Source organism: Paraburkholderia sp. BL27I4N3 (assembly GCF_003386115.1).
GTDB lineage: Bacteria > Pseudomonadota > Gammaproteobacteria > Burkholderiales > Burkholderiaceae > Paraburkholderia.
Genome location: NZ_QREJ01000001.1, coordinates 6,814,654 through 6,835,274, shown reverse-complemented (window position 1 = coordinate 6,835,274; position 20,621 = coordinate 6,814,654). Strand labels below are relative to the sequence as shown.

At 63.8% G+C, this 20,621-nt stretch carries 19 protein-coding genes; 10 read left to right on the top strand and 9 right to left on the bottom strand.

Going from position 1 to position 20,621, the window contains the following annotated elements; genetic code table 11:
* Positions 1 to 4: 4 nt before the first annotated feature.
* The 4 genes from hpnE to B0G71_RS31090 all read left to right on the top strand — a co-directional run bounded on the left by hpnE (position 5) and on the right by B0G71_RS31090 (position 4,662).
* Positions 5 to 1,273, top strand: coding sequence for a hydroxysqualene dehydroxylase HpnE (hpnE, locus tag B0G71_RS31105; RefSeq protein WP_116146596.1), 1,269 nt, complete (start codon positions 5 to 7; stop codon positions 1,271 to 1,273).
* Positions 1,270 to 3,300 carry a squalene--hopene cyclase gene (gene shc / locus B0G71_RS31100; RefSeq protein ID WP_116146595.1) on the top strand — a complete coding sequence of 677 codons (2,031 nt, stop codon included), beginning with the start codon at positions 1,270 to 1,272 and terminating at the stop codon, positions 3,298 to 3,300. Before hpnE ends, shc begins: the two co-directional genes overlap by 4 nt.
* A 3-nt stretch (positions 3,301 to 3,303) precedes the next feature.
* On the top strand, positions 3,304 to 4,035 hold the full coding sequence (locus B0G71_RS31095; RefSeq protein ID WP_116146593.1) for a phosphorylase: 732 nt from the start codon (positions 3,304 to 3,306) through the stop codon (positions 4,033 to 4,035).
* Between the two features lie 147 nt (positions 4,036 to 4,182).
* Positions 4,183 to 4,662: an acyl-CoA thioesterase gene (locus tag B0G71_RS31090; RefSeq protein ID WP_116146592.1), complete on the top strand. Its 480-nt coding sequence runs from the start codon at positions 4,183 to 4,185 to the stop codon at positions 4,660 to 4,662.
* A 138-nt stretch (positions 4,663 to 4,800) separates the two neighbouring features.
* Here B0G71_RS31090 and B0G71_RS31085 read toward each other — a convergent pair whose 3' ends face one another.
* Entirely contained in the window at positions 4,801 to 5,814 is a 1,014-nt protein-coding gene (locus tag B0G71_RS31085) for a VacJ family lipoprotein (RefSeq protein ID WP_116146590.1), read from the bottom strand.
* Positions 5,815 to 5,816: 2 nt separating this feature from the next.
* Entirely contained in the window at positions 5,817 to 8,432 is a 2,616-nt protein-coding gene (locus tag B0G71_RS31080; protein ID WP_116149033.1) for an MMPL family transporter, read from the bottom strand.
* 213 nt (positions 8,433 to 8,645) lie between these two features.
* Between B0G71_RS31080 and B0G71_RS31075 the strand changes: the two genes are divergently transcribed.
* The gene (locus B0G71_RS31075; RefSeq protein WP_116146589.1) at positions 8,646 to 9,251 is read left to right on the top strand and encodes a phospholipid-binding protein MlaC; all 606 of its coding nucleotides are present in this window, start codon (positions 8,646 to 8,648) and stop codon (positions 9,249 to 9,251) included.
* A gap of 135 nt (positions 9,252 to 9,386) precedes the next feature.
* Here the strand turns inward: B0G71_RS31075 and hpnH are convergent, their stop codons facing one another.
* Together hpnH and ispH are read right to left on the bottom strand one after the other, a co-directional pair.
* On the bottom strand, positions 9,387 to 10,541 hold the full coding sequence (gene hpnH, locus B0G71_RS31070) for an adenosyl-hopene transferase HpnH (RefSeq protein ID WP_106281471.1): 1,155 nt from the start codon (positions 10,539 to 10,541) through the stop codon (positions 9,387 to 9,389).
* Between the two features lie 10 nt (positions 10,542 to 10,551).
* Entirely contained in the window at positions 10,552 to 11,496 is a 945-nt protein-coding gene (gene ispH, locus B0G71_RS31065; protein WP_116146587.1) for a 4-hydroxy-3-methylbut-2-enyl diphosphate reductase, read from the bottom strand.
* Between the two features lie 343 nt (positions 11,497 to 11,839).
* Here ispH and hpnC point away from each other — a divergent pair, with 343 nt between their 5' ends.
* On the top strand, positions 11,840 to 12,706 hold the full coding sequence (gene hpnC, locus B0G71_RS31060; RefSeq protein WP_116149031.1) for a squalene synthase HpnC: 867 nt from the start codon (positions 11,840 to 11,842) through the stop codon (positions 12,704 to 12,706).
* Positions 12,706 to 13,878, top strand: coding sequence for a glycosyltransferase (locus B0G71_RS31055; protein ID WP_116146585.1), 1,173 nt, complete (start codon positions 12,706 to 12,708; stop codon positions 13,876 to 13,878). The genes hpnC and B0G71_RS31055 overlap by 1 nt, the downstream gene beginning before the upstream one ends.
* A 62-nt stretch (positions 13,879 to 13,940) precedes the next feature.
* Here B0G71_RS31055 and B0G71_RS31050 read toward each other — a convergent pair whose 3' ends face one another.
* Together B0G71_RS31050 and hpnA are read right to left on the bottom strand one after the other, a co-directional pair.
* On the bottom strand, positions 13,941 to 14,480 hold the full coding sequence (locus B0G71_RS31050) for a hypothetical protein (RefSeq protein ID WP_116146584.1): 540 nt from the start codon (positions 14,478 to 14,480) through the stop codon (positions 13,941 to 13,943).
* Between the two features lie 136 nt (positions 14,481 to 14,616).
* Complete coding sequence (gene hpnA, locus B0G71_RS31045) at positions 14,617 to 15,627, bottom strand: hopanoid-associated sugar epimerase (RefSeq protein ID WP_116146582.1); 1,011 nt, start codon at positions 15,625 to 15,627, stop codon at positions 14,617 to 14,619.
* Positions 15,628 to 15,790: 163 nt separating this feature from the next.
* Here hpnA and B0G71_RS31040 point away from each other — a divergent pair, with 163 nt between their 5' ends.
* Positions 15,791 to 16,084 carry an acylphosphatase gene (locus tag B0G71_RS31040; RefSeq protein ID WP_012428825.1) on the top strand — a complete coding sequence of 98 codons (294 nt, stop codon included), beginning with the start codon at positions 15,791 to 15,793 and terminating at the stop codon, positions 16,082 to 16,084.
* Positions 16,085 to 16,199: 115 nt separating this feature from the next.
* On the opposite strand, the gene egtD is transcribed toward B0G71_RS31040, so the two are convergent.
* Positions 16,200 to 17,180 (bottom strand): L-histidine N(alpha)-methyltransferase, encoded by a 981-nt coding sequence (egtD, locus tag B0G71_RS31035; RefSeq protein WP_106281461.1) that lies wholly within the window; start codon positions 17,178 to 17,180, stop codon positions 16,200 to 16,202.
* Positions 17,181 to 17,768: 588 nt separating this feature from the next.
* Between egtD and rarD the strand changes: the two genes are divergently transcribed.
* Entirely contained in the window at positions 17,769 to 18,665 is an 897-nt protein-coding gene (rarD, locus tag B0G71_RS31030; protein ID WP_116146580.1) for an EamA family transporter RarD, read from the top strand.
* 48 nt (positions 18,666 to 18,713) lie between these two features.
* Here the strand turns inward: rarD and B0G71_RS31025 are convergent, their stop codons facing one another.
* Complete coding sequence (locus B0G71_RS31025; RefSeq protein ID WP_116146579.1) at positions 18,714 to 19,253, bottom strand: DUF962 domain-containing protein; 540 nt, start codon at positions 19,251 to 19,253, stop codon at positions 18,714 to 18,716.
* Between the two features lie 91 nt (positions 19,254 to 19,344).
* Between B0G71_RS31025 and B0G71_RS31020 the strand changes: the two genes are divergently transcribed.
* On the top strand, positions 19,345 to 20,058 hold the full coding sequence (locus B0G71_RS31020) for a Crp/Fnr family transcriptional regulator (RefSeq protein ID WP_116146577.1): 714 nt from the start codon (positions 19,345 to 19,347) through the stop codon (positions 20,056 to 20,058).
* Positions 20,059 to 20,116: 58 nt separating this feature from the next.
* Here B0G71_RS31020 and B0G71_RS31015 read toward each other — a convergent pair whose 3' ends face one another.
* Positions 20,117 to 20,458 (bottom strand): hypothetical protein, encoded by a 342-nt coding sequence (locus B0G71_RS31015; RefSeq protein WP_116146575.1) that lies wholly within the window; start codon positions 20,456 to 20,458, stop codon positions 20,117 to 20,119.
* Positions 20,459 to 20,621 lie beyond the last annotated feature (163 nt).

Here is a 20,621-nt window from a genome sequence, read left to right as displayed (position 1 = left end):
GCTGATGCAAAAGCTCGTACATGTGGTCGGCGCAGGCCTTGCCGGCCTGGCCGCCGCAGTGCAGCTCCAGCGGCGCGGCGCGCACGTCGTGCTGCATGAAGCGGCTGCCCAGGCGGGCGGCCGTTGCCGTTCGTACTACGATGCCAAGCTGGGCGCGACGCTCGACACCGGCAACCACATGGTGGTCTCGGGCAATGCCGCGACGCTCAATTACGCGCGGGCAATCGGCGCCGCCGACGAACTGGTCGGCCCGGCCCAGCCGGAATATCCGTTCGTGGATCTGGCCACGCGGGCTCGCTGGACCGTGCGGCTGTCGCCGGGACATCTGCCATGGTGGGTCTTCGATTCGAACGCGCGCGTACCGAACACCGGGCCGGGCGATTATCTGGCGCTCGCGCCGCTTCTGTTGGCGAGGCCAGGACGCAGCGTCGCGCAGACCATGCGTTGCAACGGTCCGTTGTGGGACCGTCTGCTGCGGCCGCTGTTTCACGCGATGCTGAACGTCGAGCCGCGCGATGCGTCGGCGGAACTGACGGGCGCCATGGTGCGCGAAGCCCTGCTTGCCGGCGGCCTCGCGTGCCGGCCGCTAGTGGCGCGCAACGGGCTGGGCAGCGCGTTCGTCGATCCGGCGTTGCGCCTGCTGCAACATGGCGGCGCGGCGATCAGGCTGGGTTCACGCCTTGACGGAATCGTCTTTGCCGCCGACAACCGCCGCGTGCAAACGCTGCATTTCGCCGACGAAAGCGTCACGCTCGACGCGAACCATGCGGTGATTCTGGCGGTGCCGCCGGACATCGCGCAGACCCTCGTGCAGGGATTGCGCGCACCGACGCGCTTCGCGGCGACCGTCAACGTGCATTTCGCGGTCGAGCCGCCGTTTGGTTTGCCGCAGGTCACCGGGTTGCTCAACGGCACGGCAGAGTGGCTGTTCGCCTTTGAAGGCCGCTTGTCGGTGACCGTGAACGGCGCTGAGCGCCTGCTCGACACGCCGCATGAGGCCCTCGCCGCCACCGTTTGGGCCGAAGTGGCGCAGGCGGCCAGTTTGCCGGTCACGCCGATGCCGGCCTGGCAAGTCGTCGTGGAAAAACGTGCGACTTTCGCCGCGCTGCCGGATCAGGAAACGCGGCGGCCCGGCACGCGCACTCGCTGGAATAACCTGATGCTCGCGGGCGACTGGACGGCTACCGGCCTGCCCGCGACGATTGAAGGCGCGATCCGCTCCGGCCAGAAGGCTGCGGATACGTTGCTGAATGAACCGATGGAACGCCGATGAACGATTTATCTCAAGCCCAGCCGCTGGACGCCGTCTTGCCCGATTTCGCCCCCGCAGCGCCGAGCGCGCCCGCGCCGATGAGTGTGGGCGAAACGCCCGCAGCATCGCTCGACGCCGCGATCACACGCGCGACCGATGCGATTCTCGCCGCGCAGAAGCCGGACGGTCACTGGGTCTACGAACTCGAAGCCGACGCGACGATTCCCGCCGAATACGTGCTGCTGGTTCACTATCTCGGCGAAACGCCGAACGTGGAGCTGGAACAGAAGATCGCCCGCTACCTGCGCCGCATCCAGTTGGCCGACGGCGGCTGGCCGCTGTTCACCGACGGCGCGCTCGACATCAGCGCCAGCGTGAAGGCGTATTTCGCACTGAAGATGATCGGCGATCCGGCCGACGCCGAGCACATGGTGCGCGCGCGCGAGGCGATTCTCGCCCACGGCGGCGCCGAAACCGTGAACGTCTTCACGCGCATTCTGCTCGCGCTGTTCGGCGTGGTGTCGTGGCGCGCGGTGCCGATGATGCCCGTCGAGATCATGCTGTTACCCATGTGGTTCCCGTTCCATCTGTCGAAGGTGTCGTACTGGGCGCGTACGGTGATCGTGCCGCTGCTCGTGTTGAATGCGAAGCGGCCGGTGGCGCGCAACCCGCGCCGTGTGCGCATCGACGAGCTCTTTCGCGGTGCGCCGGTCAACACCGGCCCGCGCGATAGGGCGCCGCATCAGCATGTCGGCTGGTTCCGGTTCTTCAGTGGCGTGGACGTGCTGCTGCGCGCCGTCGACGGTTTGTTCCCGAAGGCGACGCGCGAGCGCGCGGTGCGCGAAGCGGTGGCTTTCGTCGACGAACGGTTGAACGGTGAAGACGGTCTCGGCGCGATTTTCCCGGCCATGGCGAATTCGGTGATGATGTACGACGTGCTCGGTTACCCGGCCGATCATCCGAATCGCGCGATTGCCCGCCAGTCGATCGACAAGCTGCTCGTTATCAAGGATGACGAAGCATATTGCCAGCCGTGTCTGTCGCCGGTGTGGGATACGTCGCTCGCGGCGCATGCGCTGCTCGAAACCGGCGAGGCGCACGCTGAACAGGCCGCCGAACGCGGACTCGCCTGGCTGCGTCCGCTGCAGATTCTCGATGTGCGCGGCGACTGGATTTCGCGTCGTCCCAATGTGCGGCCGGGCGGCTGGGCGTTCCAGTACAACAACGCGCATTACCCGGACGTCGACGATACGGCGGTGGTCGCCATGGCAATGCAGCGCTCGGCAACGGTAACGCAATCGGACGTCGATCGCGAAGCGATTGCACGCGCCCGCGAATGGGTGGTCGGCATGCAGAGCAGCGATGGCGGCTGGGGCGCGTTCGAACCGGAAAACACGCAGTACTACCTGAACAACATTCCGTTCTCCGATCACGGCGCCCTGCTCGATCCGCCGACCGCGGACGTCTCGGGCCGCTGCCTGTCGATGCTCGCGCAACTCGGCGAGCTGCCGCAGAACAGCGAGCCGGCGCAGCGCGCGTTCGACTACATGCTGAAGGAGCAGGAATCGGACGGTAGCTGGTATGGCCGCTGGGGCTTGAACTACATCTATGGCACGTGGACCGCGCTGTGTTCGCTGAACGCTGCCGGCCTGCCACACGACGACCCGCGCATGAAGCGCGCGGCGCAGTGGCTCCTGTCGATCCAGAACGAAGACGGCGGCTGGGGCGAGGGCGGCGAGAGCTACAAGCTCGACTACCACGGCTACGAACGTGCGCCGAGCACGGCGTCGCAGACCGCGTGGGCTCTGATGGGTCTGATGGCGGCCGGCGAAGTGAATCACGAAGCGGTGGCGCGCGGCGTCGCCTACCTGGAGCGTGAGCAGCGCGAGCACGGCCTGTGGGACGAAACCCGCTTCACCGCGACCGGTTTCCCGCGCGTGTTTTATCTGCGCTATCACGGCTATCGCAAGTTCTTCCCGTTGTGGGCGCTGGCGCGCTTCCGCCATCTGAAGCGCAACGGCCTCACGCGCGTCACGGTCGGGATGTGACGGATGCCGCTTTCCCCCAGCCTGTCCGCCGATGACGGCCGCAGTCCCTTGCCGGTGATCGTGGTGACCGGCATGGCGTTCGAAGCCCGCATCGCGCGCGGCGAAGGTGTCGAGGTCGTCTACGCGGCGCGCGCCGATCTGCTGGAGCGCGCGTTGAGCGCGGCGGTCGAACGCGGCTGTTCGGGTATCGTGAGTTTCGGCACGGCGGGCGGTTTGGCGCCGGACCTGGAGCCGGGTTCGCTGATCGTCGCTGACGCCGTCTACGGGCCGTTTGGGCGCCTCCCGACCGATCTGCTATGGTCTGACAGGCTCGCGGCCGCACTGGCCGTTGGGCCGCTCTCCACGCGTTTGCGGCGCGGTCTCGTGGCGGCCGTCGCCGCTCCTCTGGTGGGCGCGGGCGATAAGGACGCGCTGTATCGCTCGAACGGCGCTCTGGGGGTGGATATGGAATCGCACATCGCCGGGGCGAAGGCTGCCGCGCATGGCGTGCCGTTTGCCGTGTGCCGCGCGATTGTCGATCCGGCGTGGCGCACGCTGCCTTCCGCGGCAACCGCCGGCCTGCGCGATGACGGCAGCACAGCGTTGGGGCCGATTCTGCGGGAATTGATGCGACAACCTTCGCAACTCGGCGCGCTGATCCAGCTTGCCGTCGATGCCCGGGCGGCGCGCCTCTCGCTGGTCCACGCACGGCGTGCGATCGAGGAAGCGGGCGCTTTTCGCATGGCTACCTCCTGAAAACGCGTGTGGCTGCGGGCCTTTCCCTTTTATTCAGCAGGTATTGAAATACTGGGGAAAACCCTTATCTTTGGTATAGTGTCAGTGTTAACCCTAGGTCGTGACGCAAGGCGTGCACGCCTGGGCGCCTCGAACACGGAGTACCAAATGAATTTTCACACCAGAAAGTGGGTCAAGCCCGAAGATCTGAACCCGAACGGCACGTTGTTCGGCGGCAGCCTCCTGCGCTGGATCGACGAAGAAGCCGCGATCTACGCCATCTGCCAGATGGACAATCAGCGTGTCGTGACCAAGTTCATGTCCGAGATCAATTTCGTCAGCTCGGCGCGGCAGGGCGACATCATCGAACTCGGAATGACGGCCACGCATTTCGGCCGCACGTCGATCACGCTGCGCTGCGAAGTGCGCAACAAGATCACGCGCAAAAGCATCCTGACCGTCGAGAAGATGGTGTTCGTCAATCTGGACGAAAACGGTGAGCCGGCGCCTCACGGACGTACGCAGATCCGTTATGCGGACGAGGCGTTTGCCCGCTATCGCGAGAATTCGCGGCCGGTGCCGCAAGGCGCGATTGCCGTTGAAGAGGAGCAGGTTGCGTCGCGCGGCGAGGTGGATAGCCTGCATTGAACCGGTTGAATGGCTCTAACGCAGGTTGCGGCGCATCGCGGGCCGAAGCGGTAAGCGGCGATTCGTCCGCTTCTGTGCCAGCGTCGAGTTCGGCTTTACAGGGCGCCCGTTCTGGGCGCCCGTCTAAAATCCCAATACTTATTGCGTCACCGGTGCTGAAGCCGGCTGCGTGCTGTCGGCCGGCGCGGCGGGCGGCGTCGGTGCGGGCGTGCCCGAAGCGCCGTTGGGCGCGGCAGCCGGCGCGATCGGCGTCGAACCTGCCGCGCCGCTCGCGGGCGTTTCGCCTGGATCGCTGTAGTTGGGCACGCCTGCCGGTGCGCCCGTGGCAGCGCCGGAGGCCGCATTCGGCGCTTCCGCGGCATCGCCCGGATCCGCGTAGTTCGGCAAAGCACCTGCAGCGGGCGCGCCGGCTGCGGGTGCCTCCGAGGCGCCGGAATCGCCCTGATCGTCATAGTTGGGCAGCGGCGCTGCGTTGTCGCTCGTGCCGCGCAGACGGGCACGGCGTTGCTGCGTATAGGCATCGCGCACGAACGAGTACTTGTCCAGCGCAGCTTGTTGCAACAGGTCCGACGCACCCAGCAGGTCTGAACGCACGCTCACGAACTGCAGCACGTAGAGCGGATTGCGCACCGCCGGCTCCATGTAGTTCAGCGGGTTGAACTTCACGTCGACGATCAGCCCCATGCTGTCACGCACCGTGCTCGGCCCGAACAGCGGCAGCACCAGGTACGGACCCGACGGAATGCCCCAGTGACCCAGCGTCAGGCCGAAATCCTGATGATGCTTGGGCAGCCCTGCAGGCGTCGCCCAATCGAGCAGGCCGCCCAGGCCGAAAGTCGAATTGAACGCGAAACGGACGAAGTCCTCGGTCGCGTCGGTGAACTTCAGCTGCAGCAGCGCGTTCGCGGCGTTGGTCAGGTCGCCAAGATTCGAGAAAAAGTTGCTCACGGCGGTGCGCAATGGTTGCGGCGTCACCTTCTGGTAACCCTTCGCCACTGGAACAGCGACGTAGCGATCCACGCCGTCGTTGAAATTGAACACGGCCCGGTTCATCGGTTCGAACGGGTCGCCGGGTTTGCGGTCGGGGCCGGTGGCGCAGCCGGAGATCAAACCGGTGGCGACGAGCGCCAGCGCGGCGTTACGCAGCTTCATGCTTATATTCCTTTTTGCTTCGCGCGACGTGAGCGCGGCTTGCCCATCAACACGGGTTGAAACACCACTGCGCCGACCAGTGTGCAAAACAGCGAGAGCGCCAGCAAGCGCCCCATGCTGGACGTTCCCGGATGGTGCGACAGCCAAAGGCTGCCGAACGCGGTCGCCGTGGTCGCCGCGCTGAACAGCACAGCGTGCGTCAGGCTCGACTGCAGAAGGCCGGTCTGACCGTGGCGCCACGCCATCACGAAGTAGATCTTGAACGCTACGCCGACGCCGAGCATCAGCGGCAAAGCGATGATATTCGCAAAGTTCAGCGGCATGCCGAATACCACGCACAACTCGAGCGTCACGAGCGCGGATACCAGCAACGGAACCAGCGTGCGCAACATGTCGCTGACGCGCCGCAGCGCGATCCACAGCAGGATCGCAATCGACACGAGCGCGTAGCCCGCAGCCTGCAGGAACGCCTTGATGATGGTGTCGGCCGAATGAAGGATCGAAATCGGCCCGCCGATCGCGCCCGGCTCCGCTTTCTTCACGGCGTGGGCGAAGTGCGCCAGCATGACGTCGTCGTTCGGATCGGTGCCGGGTTTCACCTTCGGCGCGATGTCCACGAGAGCGCGGCCGTCCTTCGAGACCCAGCCCTTGGAGATTTCCTTGGGCAAATTCTCGCGGGTGATCTCGGTGGGTTGCAGCAGGTTGGCCAACTGCTTCAGTGCGATGCGCAGCGTGTCCGACATTGCGGTTTCGGCGCGGTCGCGCGTGGCGGCATCGGTGGCGGCCAACTTCTGCAATGTGGCGGACAGATGCTTGGCTTCGGCGGCGCCCGGCCCCGGGTGATCGTCGGCGGCAAGCGAGAGCTGGTTCGACGCGCGCTTGAGCGCGGCAACGCGCACGGCGTCCGTTGCCGGTTGCGCGGGCTGTTGCTGCAAGGCGGGCAGTAGCTGCTGCGCGGCGCTCGCGATCAGCATCAGCTTTTGTTGCTGATCGGCGGGCACGAAGGTGTCGAGCGTGGTGACGCGGCCTACTTCCGGCAACGTACGTAAATGGTCGGCTATGCGGTCGGCGTCGGCGAGCGAGGGCGCCAGCACATGCACATTGTTGACCGCGGCCTCCGGCGAATCCTTGAGCGACAACAACGTCGCCATCGACTCCGTATGCGGGTCCTTCAAATGCAGCGGGTTGAAGTCGAAGCGCAGATGCGTGAGCAACGGCGTGGCGCCGATCACGACAATCAGCGTGCCGATCAGCACCGGTTTGCGATGATGAGCGAGGAAATCGTCGACCGGGGCGAGCTGCTTGAAACCTGGCGAACCGGCTTCGCCGGGCGGTCGGAAGATTTTCAGCAGGGCCGGCAGCAGCGTCATGTTGGTGAAGTACGCGACGAACATGCCGACGCCCGCGATCTCACCCAGCTCGGACACGCCGCGGTAAGCCGTCGGCAGGAACGAGAAGAAGCTCAGCGCGACCGCGACCGCGGCGAGCGTGAGCGGCACGCCGATACTGTGCGACGTGTGCATCAGCGCAGCGGAAAGCCGGTTGTCGCGATTGCGCTCCTCGCGATACTTGACGCCGAACTGCACGCCGAAATCGACCCCGAGCCCGACGAACAGCACCATGAAGGCGACCGAAATCATGTTGAGCGCGCCCACCAGCATCAGGCCGAGCGCCGCGGTGATCGCGAGCCCGACGAACAGCGTGATGAACACGGCGGCGATCATGCGGCCCGAGCGCAGCGCCAGCCACAAAATGATCAGCACGACGATGAAGGTGCCGATGCCGTTGAGCACCGCGCCGTCCTTGACCGAAGCGAACTCTTCGTCGGCGAGCGGCTGTTCGCCGGTCAGACGGACGGTGGCGCCGTAGCGCGAGTCGAGGTGCAGCGCGGCCGCGGTGTCGCGGATCGACTTCGACGCCGACGCGCCCGGCTCGAGCGCATCGTAGTTCACGACCGGCTGCACGATGACGAAGGCGCGCGCCGGCTCGGCGGCCGCGCTCTTGTCGACCAGCGCGCGCCACGAGAAGGCGGCTGGCTGGCCGGCCAGTACGCGGTCCAGCGTGGTCGCGCTTTGCGACAGCAGATGGCTCATGTCGCCAAGCTTCACCTGGCCGAGTTGAAGCGGCAGCAACAGGCTCGTGGTCAGCGTGCCGGCAAGGCCGGTCAGGCTCGGATCGTGGGCAAGGGCATTGACGAGCGGGCGGGACTGGACCAACTGCGAGGTGGTCGACATGACCTCGTCGAGGGACGGGAACAGCAGGCCATTGTGTTCGAAGAACGGGCCGCCGGCCGGCTGCGAAACCGCGACGAATTCCTTGGGATCGGCCTTGAGGGCGGTGGTCAGGGCTTGCGCGGCGGCGTCGGCGAATTCCGGCGCGCGCGCTTCGACGACTACCAGCACGGTTTGGCCGCGATCCGGGAAGGCCACGTCCACGGCATGTTCGAGCGCCGACCATTGCTTGTCGTTCTCGATGAGACGGCTGATGTCCGTGTTGATCTTGAAGTTAAAGGCAACGTAGAAACCGCTCAGAACGGCGAGCACGAGCGACAGCGCGACGATCCGCATTGGATGACGCACTGAATAGGCGACGAGACGGACAATAGATGACTTCAGCATGTAGGCGAAATTGGCCTTATCACGGTTGTTGTTTTTGACGAAAGTGCACAAGTATACAGAGACGGAGCGGCGAGCCCCCGGTTCGGTAGCAAGTGCGGCTCCCGCACACGCTCTTCGGGGCGGGAACGCAATCTCGGTATACTGGTCTATCCTGCTTTCGCCGCGTGCTTGCAAGCCCGGCGGTGCTTACTTCTTTCGGGTTCTGTCGAACGTATGAAACGTTATCTGTCTGCTTTTCTGGCTGCGGCCGTGGTGTCCACCGCGGCATATGCGCAAAGCGCGCCCGACGCGGTGGTAAAAAGTGCTGTCGAGGGCACGGTGGCGGCGATGAAGGCCGACCCGCAGGCGCGCGGCGGCGACATGGCGAAGATCACGCAACTGGTCGAGTCACGCTTCCTGCCGGCCACGGACTTTCAGCGCACCACGCGCATCGCGGTCGGCAAGGCCTGGTCCACCGCGACCCCCGACCAGCAAAAGCAACTTTACGAGCAGTTTACGCTGCTGCTCACGCGCACTTATGCGGCCTCGCTGTCGCAACTGCGTGATCAGGACGTAAAGTTTAAGTTCGCGCCGGTCAACGTGCCGGCGGGCGCCAAAGACGTGGTCGTGCAATCGCACGTGCTGAGCAATGGCGGCGATGACGCGATCGACTATCGCATGACCAAAGATGCCGCAGGCTGGAAGGTCTACGACATCAACATGATGGGCGCGTGGCTGATCCAGGTGTATCAGACGCAATTCGCCGATCAGATTTCCAAAGGCGGGATCGACGGGCTGATCAAGTTTTTGACCGCTCACAATGCGCGTAGCGCTGGGTAGCCGTGGGTAGCGGTTGATGGCCCACACGTCGCAACGTGTGAGGCATGAGGCATAAAAAAAGCGCGGTGGCTGAATGGCCACCGCGCTTTTTTGCATACAGGACAAAGGACGGCGCGAGGCCGCCCCTTCGACCGCTTAAGTTGCAGCCGTCGCCGTCTGCACTTTCTTGCCCTTGCCCGACACCTTGATCTCTTCCAGCTTGATCTCGACGTGGCGGGAGAAGACGTACTCGGCGGGACGTTGCTTATCCAAAGGAATGTCCTTCGTGAACGCGCCCGAGGTCTTCGGACCGCGCACGGCAACCTTCAGCGCCTTCAGCGGATGCGTGACCGTGTCCATCACGGCGGTCGCTTCGAAACCGCAGTGCACCATGCAGTCCGCGCACTTCTCGTAGTTACCCGTGCCGTACTTGTCCCAGTCCGTGGTCTCCATCAGTTCCTTGAAGGTCTTCACGTAACCTTCGCCGACCAGATAGCACGGCTTTTGCCAGCCGAACACGGTACGCGCGGGGTTGCCCCACGGCGTGCATTCGTATGTCTGATTACCGGCCAGGAAGTCGAGGAACATGCTCGACTGGCTGAACGACCAGTTCTTGCCGTTGTTGCCGCGCTTGAAAATTTCGCGGAACAGGTGCTTGGTCTTGTCGCGGTTCAGGAAGTGCTGCTGATCCGGCGCGCGTTCGTACGCGTAACCCGGCGAGACGGTGATGCCGTCCACGCCCATCGGGCCCAGCGTGTCGAAGAACGCAGCGACGCGTTCCGGCACGGCGTCGTTGAACAGCGTGCAGTTGATGTTCACGCGGAAACCGCGGCGCTTCGCTTCCTTGATGGCGGCGACAGCCTTGTCGTACACGCCGTCTTGCGACACCGAGTGGTCGTGCGCCTGCTTGTCGCCGTCCAGGTGAACCGACCAGACGAAGTACGGATTCGGCTCGTAGTCGTCCATCTTCTTTTCCATCAGCAGCGCGTTCGTGCACAGGTACACGAACTTCTTGCGCGCCATGATGCCCTTCACGATCTGCGGCATTTCCTTGTGCAGCAGCGGTTCGCCGCCTGCGATCGAGACCACCGGCGCATTGCATTCGTCGACGGCTTCAAGGCATTCCTGCAGCGACAAACGCTGATTCAGGATGGGATCCGGATAGTCGATCTTGCCGCAGCCATTGCAGGCGAGGTTGCAGCGGAACAGCGGCTCCAGCATCAGGGCGAGCGGATAGCGTTTGTTCCCGGACATATGCTGACGCATGATGTATGCGCCGACCCGGACTTTCTGTAGCAGCGGAATAGACAAGACGTCCTCCTTAAACTTCGCGTGCAGCGAGTGGTTGCATCAGCTTCGATGGCAACTTGAATTCGACTTTTTCTTCACGGCCCGCCATCGTCGTGACATCGACAGGCCCCAATGCGCTCAGCGCATCGATTACATTCTTGACCATCTCTTCCGGCGCCGAAGCACCGGCCGTGATGCCGACGGTCTGCACATTCGCAAACCATTCCGGCTTCACTTCCGAACCGTCGGCGACGAGATAGCTCGCCACGCCGCTTTCGCTGCCGATCTCGCGCAGCCGGTTCGAATTCGAACTATTGGTTGCGCCCACCACCAGCAGCACGTCGACCTCCTTGCTCAACTCGCGCACCGCGGCCTGGCGGTTTTGCGTGGCGTAGCAGATGTCGCGCGTATCCGGACCGACAATATCGGTGAAGCGGCGCAGCAGCGCGTCGATGATGCCGCGCGTGTCGTCCACCGAGAGTGTGGTTTGCGTGACATAAGCGAGCGGTGTGTCGAGCGGCAGATCCAGACGCGCGACCTCGGCCTCGCTCTGCACCAGCAGCACTTTGCCCGGAATCTGGCCGATCGTGCCTTCCACTTCCGGATGCCCGGCGTGGCCGATCAGTATCAGCGTGCGGCCGGCGCCGACATACTGGCGGCCCTGCACGTGCACTTTGGTGACCAGCGGGCAGGTCGCGTCGAGCACGTCGAGACCGCGCGCTTCGGCATCGCGCTCAACTGTCTGAGCGACACCGTGGGCGCTGAAAATCGCCACGGCGCCTTGCGGCACCTCGTCGAGCTCCTCGACGAAGCGCGCGCCTTTCTGGCGCAGATTGTCGACCACGTGCCGATTGTGAACAATCTCGTGGCGAACATACACGGGAGCGCCGTGTTGCTGCAACGCGCGATCGACGATCTCGATTGCGCGAACAACACCCGCACAAAAGCCGCGGGGTTGAGCAAGGATGACTCGCATAAGTTGGCGAACTCCGACTGACGCGGGTTTCGAAGAAGTCGGTAAATCTGACTTTATCGCCGCGATCATCTAATTAGTTGACGTCTTGAGCCCCGGCGACGTGCCGGTACAGCAAAACCAAACGCGCATTCTAACGCTATCAGCCGGGCTTTGCTCTGGCAGCGCCCGGCGGGTGTTGGTCTGGCGTCGCAACAGCGGAACGGCGCCCGGCGCGGCAAGCATCGGGTATGGCAATGTGGAAGCGGTAATGATTGCACGCTGCAGCGGTTTGACGGAACCCTTAAACTACGTAGTCGCGCGGCGCCTGGTGCCCGCATTACAAAAGGGTTTCAAGGCTCGCTGGATGGACGTCGATCAATACGAAAACTTTCCGGTCGCGAGCGTGTTGCTGCCCAAGGCGCTGCGCGCGCCCATCGGCATTATCTATCAGGTCGTACGCACGGCGGGCGACATCGCCGACGAAGGCGATTGGAGCGCAGCCGAGCGGCATGCCCGTCTCGCCGACTTCCGCGCCGGCCTCGACGCGGTGGCGGACCAACGCGCGGCGCCAGTCCATCCGCTGTTGTTCGGCAAGCTCGCCTGCGTGGTCGCGCAGTATAAACTGCCGCTCGCGCCGTTCTACGATCTGCTCCAGGGGTGCGCCCAGGATATCGACGCCGGCCGTTTCGCCGACCGCGCCGCGCTGCTCGACTATTGCCGTCACTCGGCCAACCCGCTCGGGCATCTTATGCTGCATCTGATCAACGCGGCCACGCCGGAGAATCTCGCCGAGGCCGACGCGATCTGCACGGCGTCGCAGTTGATCAGCTTCTGGCTGGACGTCTCCGCCGACTGGAAAAAGGACCGCGTGTACCTGCCGCTCGCCGATATGCGGCGCTTCAACGTGACCGAAGCGCACATTGCCAGCGGAGTCGCCGATGAAGACTGGCGGGCGCTCATGGCGCACGAAGTGTCGTTCGTGCGCGAGATGCTCGTGCGTGGCGCGCCGCTCGCCTTGCGGATTCAGGGCAGGCTGGGCATCGAGTTATGCGGTGCCGTTCACGGCGGCCTGCGCTTTCTCGAACGCATCGAGAGCGCGGGCTACGACGTGTTTCACGAGCGGCCGGTGCTCAATACGTTTGACTGGTGCGTGGTCGCGGCCCGCACCGTGGTGATGTGGCTGTCGCGTCGCGTCGGCGTGCAAGCGCGTTCAATCGAGGGTAATGCTTAATGGCGGTGGTTCTGTTTCTTCTGTCGTGTCTCTCCTTGCTGATCTGGTGTGTGCTGCTGTTCGGGCGCGGCGGTTTCTGGCGCGCGCGTCCTGCTGCGCCGCTGACCATCGCGCCGCGCGCAACGTGGCCGGCCGTGGCCGCCGTGGTGCCGGCCCGCAATGAAGTCGATGTGATCGCAGAGGCGGTGACCACACTGCTTCAGCAGGACTATGCGGGCGACTTCCACGTGATCGTCGTCGACGACCACAGCACCGACGGCACCGCCGACGCCGCTCGCGCCGCGGCCCTGCAGTTGCAATGCCCGGACCGTCTGACCGTGTTGAGCGCGAAGCCGCTGCCGCCCGGTTGGTCGGGCAAGGTGTGGGCACAGTCGCAAGGTATCGAGGCCGTGCGCACGCTTGGCTTGTCCGCGGACTACCTTCTGCTGACCGATGCCGACATCGGCCATCCCGCCGACGCGGTCGCGCAACTCGTCGCGCGCGCCGACGCGGAACAGCGCGATCTCGTTTCGCTGATGGTGCGGCTGCGCTGCGATTCGTTCTGGGAAAAGGCGCTGATTCCCGCCTTCGTATTCTTCTTCGCCAAGCTGTACCCGTTCTCGTGGGTCAACAACCCGCGCAATCGGACGGCGGCGGCCGCGGGTGGCTGCATGCTGGTGCGCCGTAGCGCGCTGGAAGAAGCAGGCGGCATCGAGTCGATTCGCGCCGAGCTGATCGACGACTGCAGCCTCGCCGCGCGCATCAAGCATCGCGGCAAGGGGCGTCATCCGATCCGGCTGGATGTGGCGGCGCGCAGCGTGTCGCTGCGTCCGTACGATAGCTGGCGTGAGATCTGGAACATGATCGCGCGCACGGCCTTCACGCAGCTGCGCTACTCGCCGCTGCTGCTGGCCGGCACGCTGGCCGGCATGACGATCATCTATCTGATGCCGCCGGTCGCCGCGCTGGTGCTCGGTCCGACAGGCTGGCCCGCGTGGCTCGCGTGGGCCGCCATGTGTTGCGCGTATGCGCCGATGCTGAGCTATTACCGCCGCTCGCCGTTGTGGGCGCCGTTTCTGCCGCTGATCGCATTGTTCTATGTCGGCGCGACGTTTGCGTCGGCGGTGCGTTATTGGCGCGGCAAGGGCGGACAGTGGAAGGCGCGGGTTCAGGCGCCGGTGCAGGAACGCTGAAGCGAACGGTAGTCGGAAATCGCGGAGGAATGCAAAAGCGGCGCTCATCGGGCGCCGCTTTTTTACTTGGTGAGCATCATGTAAAGCTGGATCACCATGTCGGGCGAAAACGTGAACGGCACCCAGCCGTGGCCGGTGTGGCGCATGACCAGCAGACGGTCGCCATTCGACTGTTTCTGCACCGCCATGACCGGATTCTTGGTGGACACGAAGCGCCAGCCTGGCGGAATGCCCGGCGGCGGTTCCGGCGTCATCGACGCGCGCGCGTTCGACAGTTCCTCGATCAGTTGGCCGATCTGCTCCGCGCGCAACGCGACGGTCTGGCCGCCGATCGTCATGGTGATCTCGTTCTGCGCGGGGCGATTAATTTCGAGCGTGGGCTGAAGCTGCGGGGCCGGCGCCTCACCTTCGACGACGGCCGCCTCGGTCTCAGCCGCATTTGCATTGGATTCGGACGCGACGTGATCCGCGGATGCAGACGCTGGCGGCGCGGCGTTCTGTGCGGGTGTCTCGGAAATGTTTTCGGCCAGCGGGGCCACGACAGCCTGAATGAGCTGATCGACGCCCATTTCCAGTGCGCCGAGCTGTTCGTGAAGATTCATGCGAGCTTTTCTCTGGTAAGACCCACGATTTTAACTGCTGCGCGTAGGCTTTTACCTGTCGCTAACACAGTGACGTTGTAACAAAATGCTTGCGGCCGAGCCGGCTTGCGGGACACAGGCCGCTTGTTCATGCAGATTACTGCTTCAGATAGCCCGCTTGCCTGAACCAGTCGAGCGCGTCGCTCAAGCCCTCGCGATAGGGCCGTGCGCGATAGCCGAGTTCGCGTTCCGCTTTCGCCGACGTGAAATACATCTTGTTCTTCGACATTTTCAAGCCGTCGATGGTGACGAACGGTTCGCGTTTCGTGATCTTGGCGACTGCTTCGGCACCCATGGCCAGCGGATAGAGCGGCCAGCGCGGCAGACTTAGCGTCGGTGCCTTGCGGCCGGTCAGCGCCGCGATATCCGCGAGCATCTGCTGAAGCGGCAGATTTTCGCCGCCGAGAATATAGCGCTCGCCGATCTTGCCACGTTCGAGCGCGAGGAAATGGCCGGCCGCGACGTCATCCACGTGCACGAGATTCAGGCCCGTATCGACGAACGCCGGAATCTTGCCGAGCGCCGCTTCCACGATGATGCGTCCGGTCGGGGTCGGCTTGACGTCGCGCGGTCCGATCGGCGTGGAGGGATTGACGATCACCGCCGGCAAGCCGTCTTCGGCGATCATCCGCTCCACCGCGCGTTCGGCCAGCACCTTGCTGCGTTTGTACACGCCAATCGCCTGATCGGCTTTGAGCGGCGAGGTTTCGTCGGCGGACTGGCCGGAACTGGTCACTTTCAGCGTGGCCACACTGCTCGTGTAGACAATGCGCTCGACGCCTTCCTTCAGCGCCGCGCGCATGGTCGCTTCGGTGCCTTCGAGGTTCGAGCGCTCGATCTCGCTCGGGTCAGGCGCCCACAGCCGATAGTCGGCGGCCACGTGCAGCAGATAGCGCACGCCGCGCAGCGCGTGGCGCATCGACGCTTCGTCGCGCATATCGCCGATCACGATTTCCGCGTCCAGCGACTCGACGTTCTGACGCGGACTGGTGGCCCGCACCAGCACACGCACCTTGAAACCCTTTTGTTGCGCGATGCGCGCCACCGACGAGCCGACGAAGCCGGAGGCGCCGGTCACGAGCACGAGATCGCGATTCTGTTCGGTCATTCTGTTTCCATTTCCCGCATGACAGTCGACGGATTGTACGTGGCGCGCGCGCCGTGCGTCGCGCCGGCGGTCCCATGCGAACAATCAGATGCGCGCTTTGCCGAGCAAGCTCGCCGGGACGCGACTAGAATGCCGGCTTGAAAGTATGCGAAGAGAGGACGGCATGGCCCCGGATCTGGATCAGCGGATCGAAACGTATTACGTGCGCGTGCGCGGCACCGTGCAGGGCGTCGGCTTTCGCCACGCGACTGTGCGGCAGGCGCATGCGCTCGGTATCAAGGGATGGGTGGCGAATCTCGACGACGGCTCTGTCGAAGCGATGTTGCAGGGCTCGGCCAACCAGGTCGACCGGATGCTGTCGTGGTTGCGTCACGGGCCGCCGGCGGCGCGCGTGACCGAGGTGGCCGGCGAAGAGCGCGCGACCGAAAAGCGTTACGAACGTTTCGAGCAGCACTGAGCGGCAGCACGTAGAGCGCGCGAATCACGTAAAACGAAGGCGGCGCGCCATCATGCGATGGCGCGCCGCCTTGCTGTGTTTGCGTGACCGCGCTTCGGTCAGCGGCCCAGCGCGCTCAACGCGCCAGCAGCAGGCTCTCCGCAAAGCCCCATTCGTCTTCGATCCATTGATGACTGCACAGGAAGCCGGCGTCGTCGGCAATCGCGGGCATCTCTTCCGCGCGATATTTGTGGCTGCTCTCGGTCCAGATCGTTTCGCCCGCCTTGAGCGACACCGTCAATTGCGCCGCGCCCACGTGCGCGGTGATGTCGCGCTTGGCTCGCAGATGCATTTCGATGCTGCGCGCGTCCGGGTTGAAGCGCGCGACGTGCTCGAACGCCTCGAGCGGAAAGTCGCCGTCGAGTTCGCGATTGATGCGTGCCAGCAGGTTCAGATTGAACGACGCGGTGACGCCGATCGAGTCGTCATAGGCGGCCACCAGGACGGGCGTCGGCTTGATCAGGTCCGTGCCGAGGAGCAACGCGTCGCCGGGAGCGAGCATGTTGCGGATATCGCGCAGGAAACGTGTTGCCGCGAGTCTGCCGAAATTACCGATCGTACTGCCAAGAAACAGCACAAGTAACCGCTCGTCCGACGCGCGCTGCTTGCTCACTTCAGCAAGGCCGGCCAGGTAATCGCGTTCATAACCGACAATCGAAATGCGCTCGATGTCGCCGAGTTCGCGTCTGCACAACTGCAATGCGCTGCGCGAAATTTCAATCGGACAGTAAGAAGTAGGGCGCTTTTTACACAGCGCTTCCAGAATGCGCCGTGTTTTACGGCCGCTGCCGCTGCCGAGTTCGGCGACCGTCACGTCGTGTGGCAAGTGCGCGACGATGTCCGCGGCGTGTTTGGTAAGCAGGCGTTCCTCCGCGCGCGTCACGCCGTATTCCGGCAACACGGTAATCACTTCGAACAGCGCGGAGCCCACTTCGTCATACAGATACTTGGACGGCAGTTCTTTCTGCGGCGTATGGGTGAGGCCGGCGCGAACGTCGGCGGCAAAGGCGGAGCGTAGGTCGGGCGATGCGTCGTGCGATAGGGCTGGCTGGGTCATGCTGGCTCCAGTAGTCATATTCGATGAGCGGGATGCTGCCGGGCGGCGGCACGCGCGATGAACGCAGTTGAGGCGTGCCGTGGAGAAGAAGGTCGGGCTCGGTCCGTAGGACTGTCATCGCCGGCCTGGCTCAGGGATGCTGCACATGCTGTTCCCAAGGGGACGTCCTTGGGGGCGTTGCGAACGTTAATGCAAGCAGCGTCGCAAGACCAGGTAGCAAGATTCGCGCTTCAGCCGCCTGGCGCGAAATGATGTGGCACGTTGCCGGTGAAAAGACCGGCGTGGTTGGCCGCACATGAAGTTATGTTCTAGTCCATCGACGCGCGATGCGCACGGAATAATTTCAGCTGATTGTTGACAGCGCGCGGCCCCTACGCGGAGCCGCGAACGGATAACCCGTCTAGAATGCCGCCTTCATATCGTTTATCGAAAGCAAAAATACAGTGCTGGACACGCGCTGCCCGCTTATGAGATTCCATTTCCAATGACAACAACGAATGCCGGGCGGCCGCATGCTGCACTGCAAACAACCTCGCCCGCGCACGCGCCGGTGTCGCGTCTCGAAGCGACTGCCCAACGGGGCGCTCGATGAATCAGTATGCCCTGAAGCGCGGGATCGCGTTGTCGGTGTGCGCGACCACGACCTTTGCATTACTGTCCGCTTACGCAACCCTGCTCGCGCCGCTAAGCGGCCTCGACATTTTCGCCTGGCGTGTCGTCCTGACCGTGCCGGGCGCGCTGTTGCTGGTGGCATTGAGAAAGCGCCTGCCCATTCTGCGGCAGCTTCTTTACCGCATGGTGACCGCCCCGAAACTCGGCTTGGCGATGATCGTGAGCGCGGCGTTGCTTGGCGCGCAACTGTGGGTATTTCTGTGGGCGCCTCTACATGGCCGGATGCTCGAAGTCTCGCTCGGCTATTTCCTCCTTCCGCTGACGATGGTGCTTGTCGGGCGCTTTTATTATCACGAGCGTCTGGACCGTTTGCAGTGGCTCGCTGTTGCGTGCGCGGCGATCGGTGTCGGCCATGAACTGTGGGTGACGGGCGCATTTTCGTGGCCGACCTTGCTGGTTTCGCTCGGCTATCCACCGTATTTCGTTTTGCGTCGCAAGATCAATCACGACTCGCTCGCGATGTTCACCGTGGAAATGGCGCTACTGTTGCCGCCGGCAATCGTGCTGGTTTTCAACGGCGGCTCGCTGGCGATGATCGCCGGCCATCCGGATCGGTGGTGGCTACTGTTGCCGGGCCTCGGCGCGCTGAGCACCATTGCGCTGGCGTCGTATCTCAAGGCGAGCCGGTTGTTGCCGGTCGCATTGTTCGGCATTCTCGGCTATGTCGAACCGGTGTTGCTGGTGCTGATCTCGATCACGTTGCTTGGCGAAACGCTGAGCGTCGCGCAGTTGGCGACCTACGTTCCCATCTGGATCGCGGTCGCGCTGACGGCATTGCATAGCGTGCGCCTCATTCGTCTCGCACCGAACTGAGCGGGCTGCGCCGCGGCGAATGAGCCGTCGACGAAGCGGCGGCGCGCTCTAGCGATGCGCGGCCGTGCGGTCCGCGTTGAGACGCGTCGGACCGGCTTGCGCTTCGATTGCTGCGCGCAGTGCGGGCCGCCAGCCGAAGCCGAACAACACTTCGGCCAGCACGAACAGCGGTCCGATCAGCAGGCCGATCACATCGTCCACAAAGGCAGGCTTGCGATGTTCGTAGGCAACGTGCCCGATGAACTGAAACACCCAGCCGACCAGAAAGAGCCCGACGCCGATCACGAGCCACATCAACGTGGATTGTGTGGCTGTCCACTGGCCGAACGCGACGCAGAGCGCGGACACGAAGGCCATCATCACGCCGAGCGGCACGTCGAGCACGAGGTAATACAGCGTGGCCGCGACGAATAAAACCCACGCCGGCGATAGCGTCAGCGGCCAGGCATCGACAACGAAAGCAGGCCGGCTCAACAATACCGCCAGGGCCAGCACGATCATCGGAATGCCGATGAAATGCGTGGCGATATTGCGCCGGTCACGATGGTAGGCCGCGTATTGCGTGAGCTGTTGCGTCAGCGTTCTCATGGATGCCGCTCCTCTGTCAAAGTCAGCATAATCGCGGGCAACGGAATTTGAAACCATCGGGTAGCCGACAATCGGGCACGAGCGCCGTTCTATGAATGCGAGTTTTCCATTGGATGAGCTTGCCGCGCTGCTGGGACGCAGCGCGTGGTTTCGCTCGACGCCGGCTGCCATGCAGGCGCAGTTGATCGAAGCGGGACGTGTCGAACGGCTCGCCGCCGGCCAGCGGCTCTTCACGCGCGGCGATTCCGACGACGGCGTCTATTGCGTGCTCGATGGCCTGGTGAGAATCGGCGCGGCCAGTTCGGCGGGCAAGGAGGCTTTGCTTGCCGTGATCGAGCCGGTGAACTGGTTCGGCGAGATCGCGCTGTTCGACAACCGGCCGCGAAGCCACGACGCGTATGCCGAACGCGATTCCGAGCTGTTTCATGTGCCGCGCGCCGCACTCGTCGCGCTACTGGAACGCACGCCCGCTTATTGGCATCTGTTCGGTCTGCTGTTGACGCAAAAGCTGCGTCTTGCTTTCGACGCGATCGAAGAGGCCGCGTTGCTGCCCGCGGCGCAGCGCGTGGCGCGCCGCTTGTTATTGATGGCGGGTGGTTACGGCGAGCCCGGTGCATTGCGGCGCGTGCTCAAAGTCCCACAGGAAGATCTCGCGATGATGCTGGCGTTGTCCCGGCAAACGATCAACCAGGTGCTGAAGCAGTTCGAAACGCAAGGCGCGCTGAAGCTCGGTTATGCGGAAATCGAAATTGCCGATGTGCAGAAGCTGGCGGCATTGGCTGAGTTGAGTCCCGTGGGGGATTGATTGCGACGAGTAGTCCGCGAGACGCTGCAATGCGTCGATCAGATCCCTGAGAAGCTGATTAGCGCGCCATCACAGCCGCGGTGCGGCGCTTCAACGGTCCGATCATCGCGGCGGGAAGTGTCGCGATCAGTGTGTGCAGTGTGAAGTCGAGGTCGTCGGGAGCGATGTCGAGTTGCACGCGAATTTCCTGGCGAACCGCCTGCGTGGCAACGACATAAACACCAAGAGGGGAATGGAGCAGGGCGCGAAGCTGGGTGCCGGCGAGTTCTTGCGGTCGATGAGGCAAAGTTATCTGCAAGCGGACGCGTGCCGCGAGGAAGGGAATGACGTTGTTGCGCTGAACGTGTGGCTCGTTGAGCGGGTGAATAGAGAAACTGTCGATTGATTGTGTGAGAGCCATGTGATGCGGCGTTTATCGACGCCATGGTTGATCAAGACAGTTCGAGATTAGACGTCTGCGGGTAAACGCGGTGCAAAAATTGGGGTGTGTGTTGGAAAAAAACCGCGCATAAAAAAAGGCGAGTCGTATGACTCGCCCTCCCTGAACGGCACAGTTCGGCTTC

Coding starts and splice junctions, on each gene's coding strand:
- B0G71_RS31085 (WP_116146590.1), bottom strand. CDS start 5,814: ATGAAGCTGCGTAACGCCGCGCTGGCGCTCGTCGCCACCGGTTTGATC.
- B0G71_RS31055 (WP_116146585.1), top strand. CDS start 12,706: ATGGCGGTGGTTCTGTTTCTTCTGTCGTGTCTCTCCTTGCTGATCTGG.
- B0G71_RS31025 (WP_116146579.1), bottom strand. CDS start 19,253: ATGAGAACGCTGACGCAACAGCTCACGCAATACGCGGCCTACCATCGT.
- egtD (WP_106281461.1), bottom strand. CDS start 17,180: ATGACCCAGCCAGCCCTATCGCACGACGCATCGCCCGACCTACGCTCC.
- B0G71_RS31050 (WP_116146584.1), bottom strand. CDS start 14,480: ATGAATCTTCACGAACAGCTCGGCGCACTGGAAATGGGCGTCGATCAG.
- hpnC (WP_116149031.1), top strand. CDS start 11,840: ATGGACGTCGATCAATACGAAAACTTTCCGGTCGCGAGCGTGTTGCTG.
- B0G71_RS31020 (WP_116146577.1), top strand. CDS start 19,345: ATGAATGCGAGTTTTCCATTGGATGAGCTTGCCGCGCTGCTGGGACGC.
- B0G71_RS31075 (WP_116146589.1), top strand. CDS start 8,646: ATGAAACGTTATCTGTCTGCTTTTCTGGCTGCGGCCGTGGTGTCCACC.
- shc (WP_116146595.1), top strand. CDS start 1,270: ATGAACGATTTATCTCAAGCCCAGCCGCTGGACGCCGTCTTGCCCGAT.
- hpnA (WP_116146582.1), bottom strand. CDS start 15,627: ATGACCGAACAGAATCGCGATCTCGTGCTCGTGACCGGCGCCTCCGGC.
- hpnE (WP_116146596.1), top strand. CDS start 5: ATGCAAAAGCTCGTACATGTGGTCGGCGCAGGCCTTGCCGGCCTGGCC.
- B0G71_RS31080 (WP_116149033.1), bottom strand. CDS start 8,432: ATGCTGAAGTCATCTATTGTCCGTCTCGTCGCCTATTCAGTGCGTCAT.
- B0G71_RS31040 (WP_012428825.1), top strand. CDS start 15,791: ATGGCCCCGGATCTGGATCAGCGGATCGAAACGTATTACGTGCGCGTG.
- B0G71_RS31015 (WP_116146575.1), bottom strand. CDS start 20,458: ATGGCTCTCACACAATCAATCGACAGTTTCTCTATTCACCCGCTCAAC.
- ispH (WP_116146587.1), bottom strand. CDS start 11,496: ATGCGAGTCATCCTTGCTCAACCCCGCGGCTTTTGTGCGGGTGTTGTT.
- rarD (WP_116146580.1), top strand. CDS start 17,769: ATGAATCAGTATGCCCTGAAGCGCGGGATCGCGTTGTCGGTGTGCGCG.
- B0G71_RS31095 (WP_116146593.1), top strand. CDS start 3,304: ATGCCGCTTTCCCCCAGCCTGTCCGCCGATGACGGCCGCAGTCCCTTG.
- B0G71_RS31090 (WP_116146592.1), top strand. CDS start 4,183: ATGAATTTTCACACCAGAAAGTGGGTCAAGCCCGAAGATCTGAACCCG.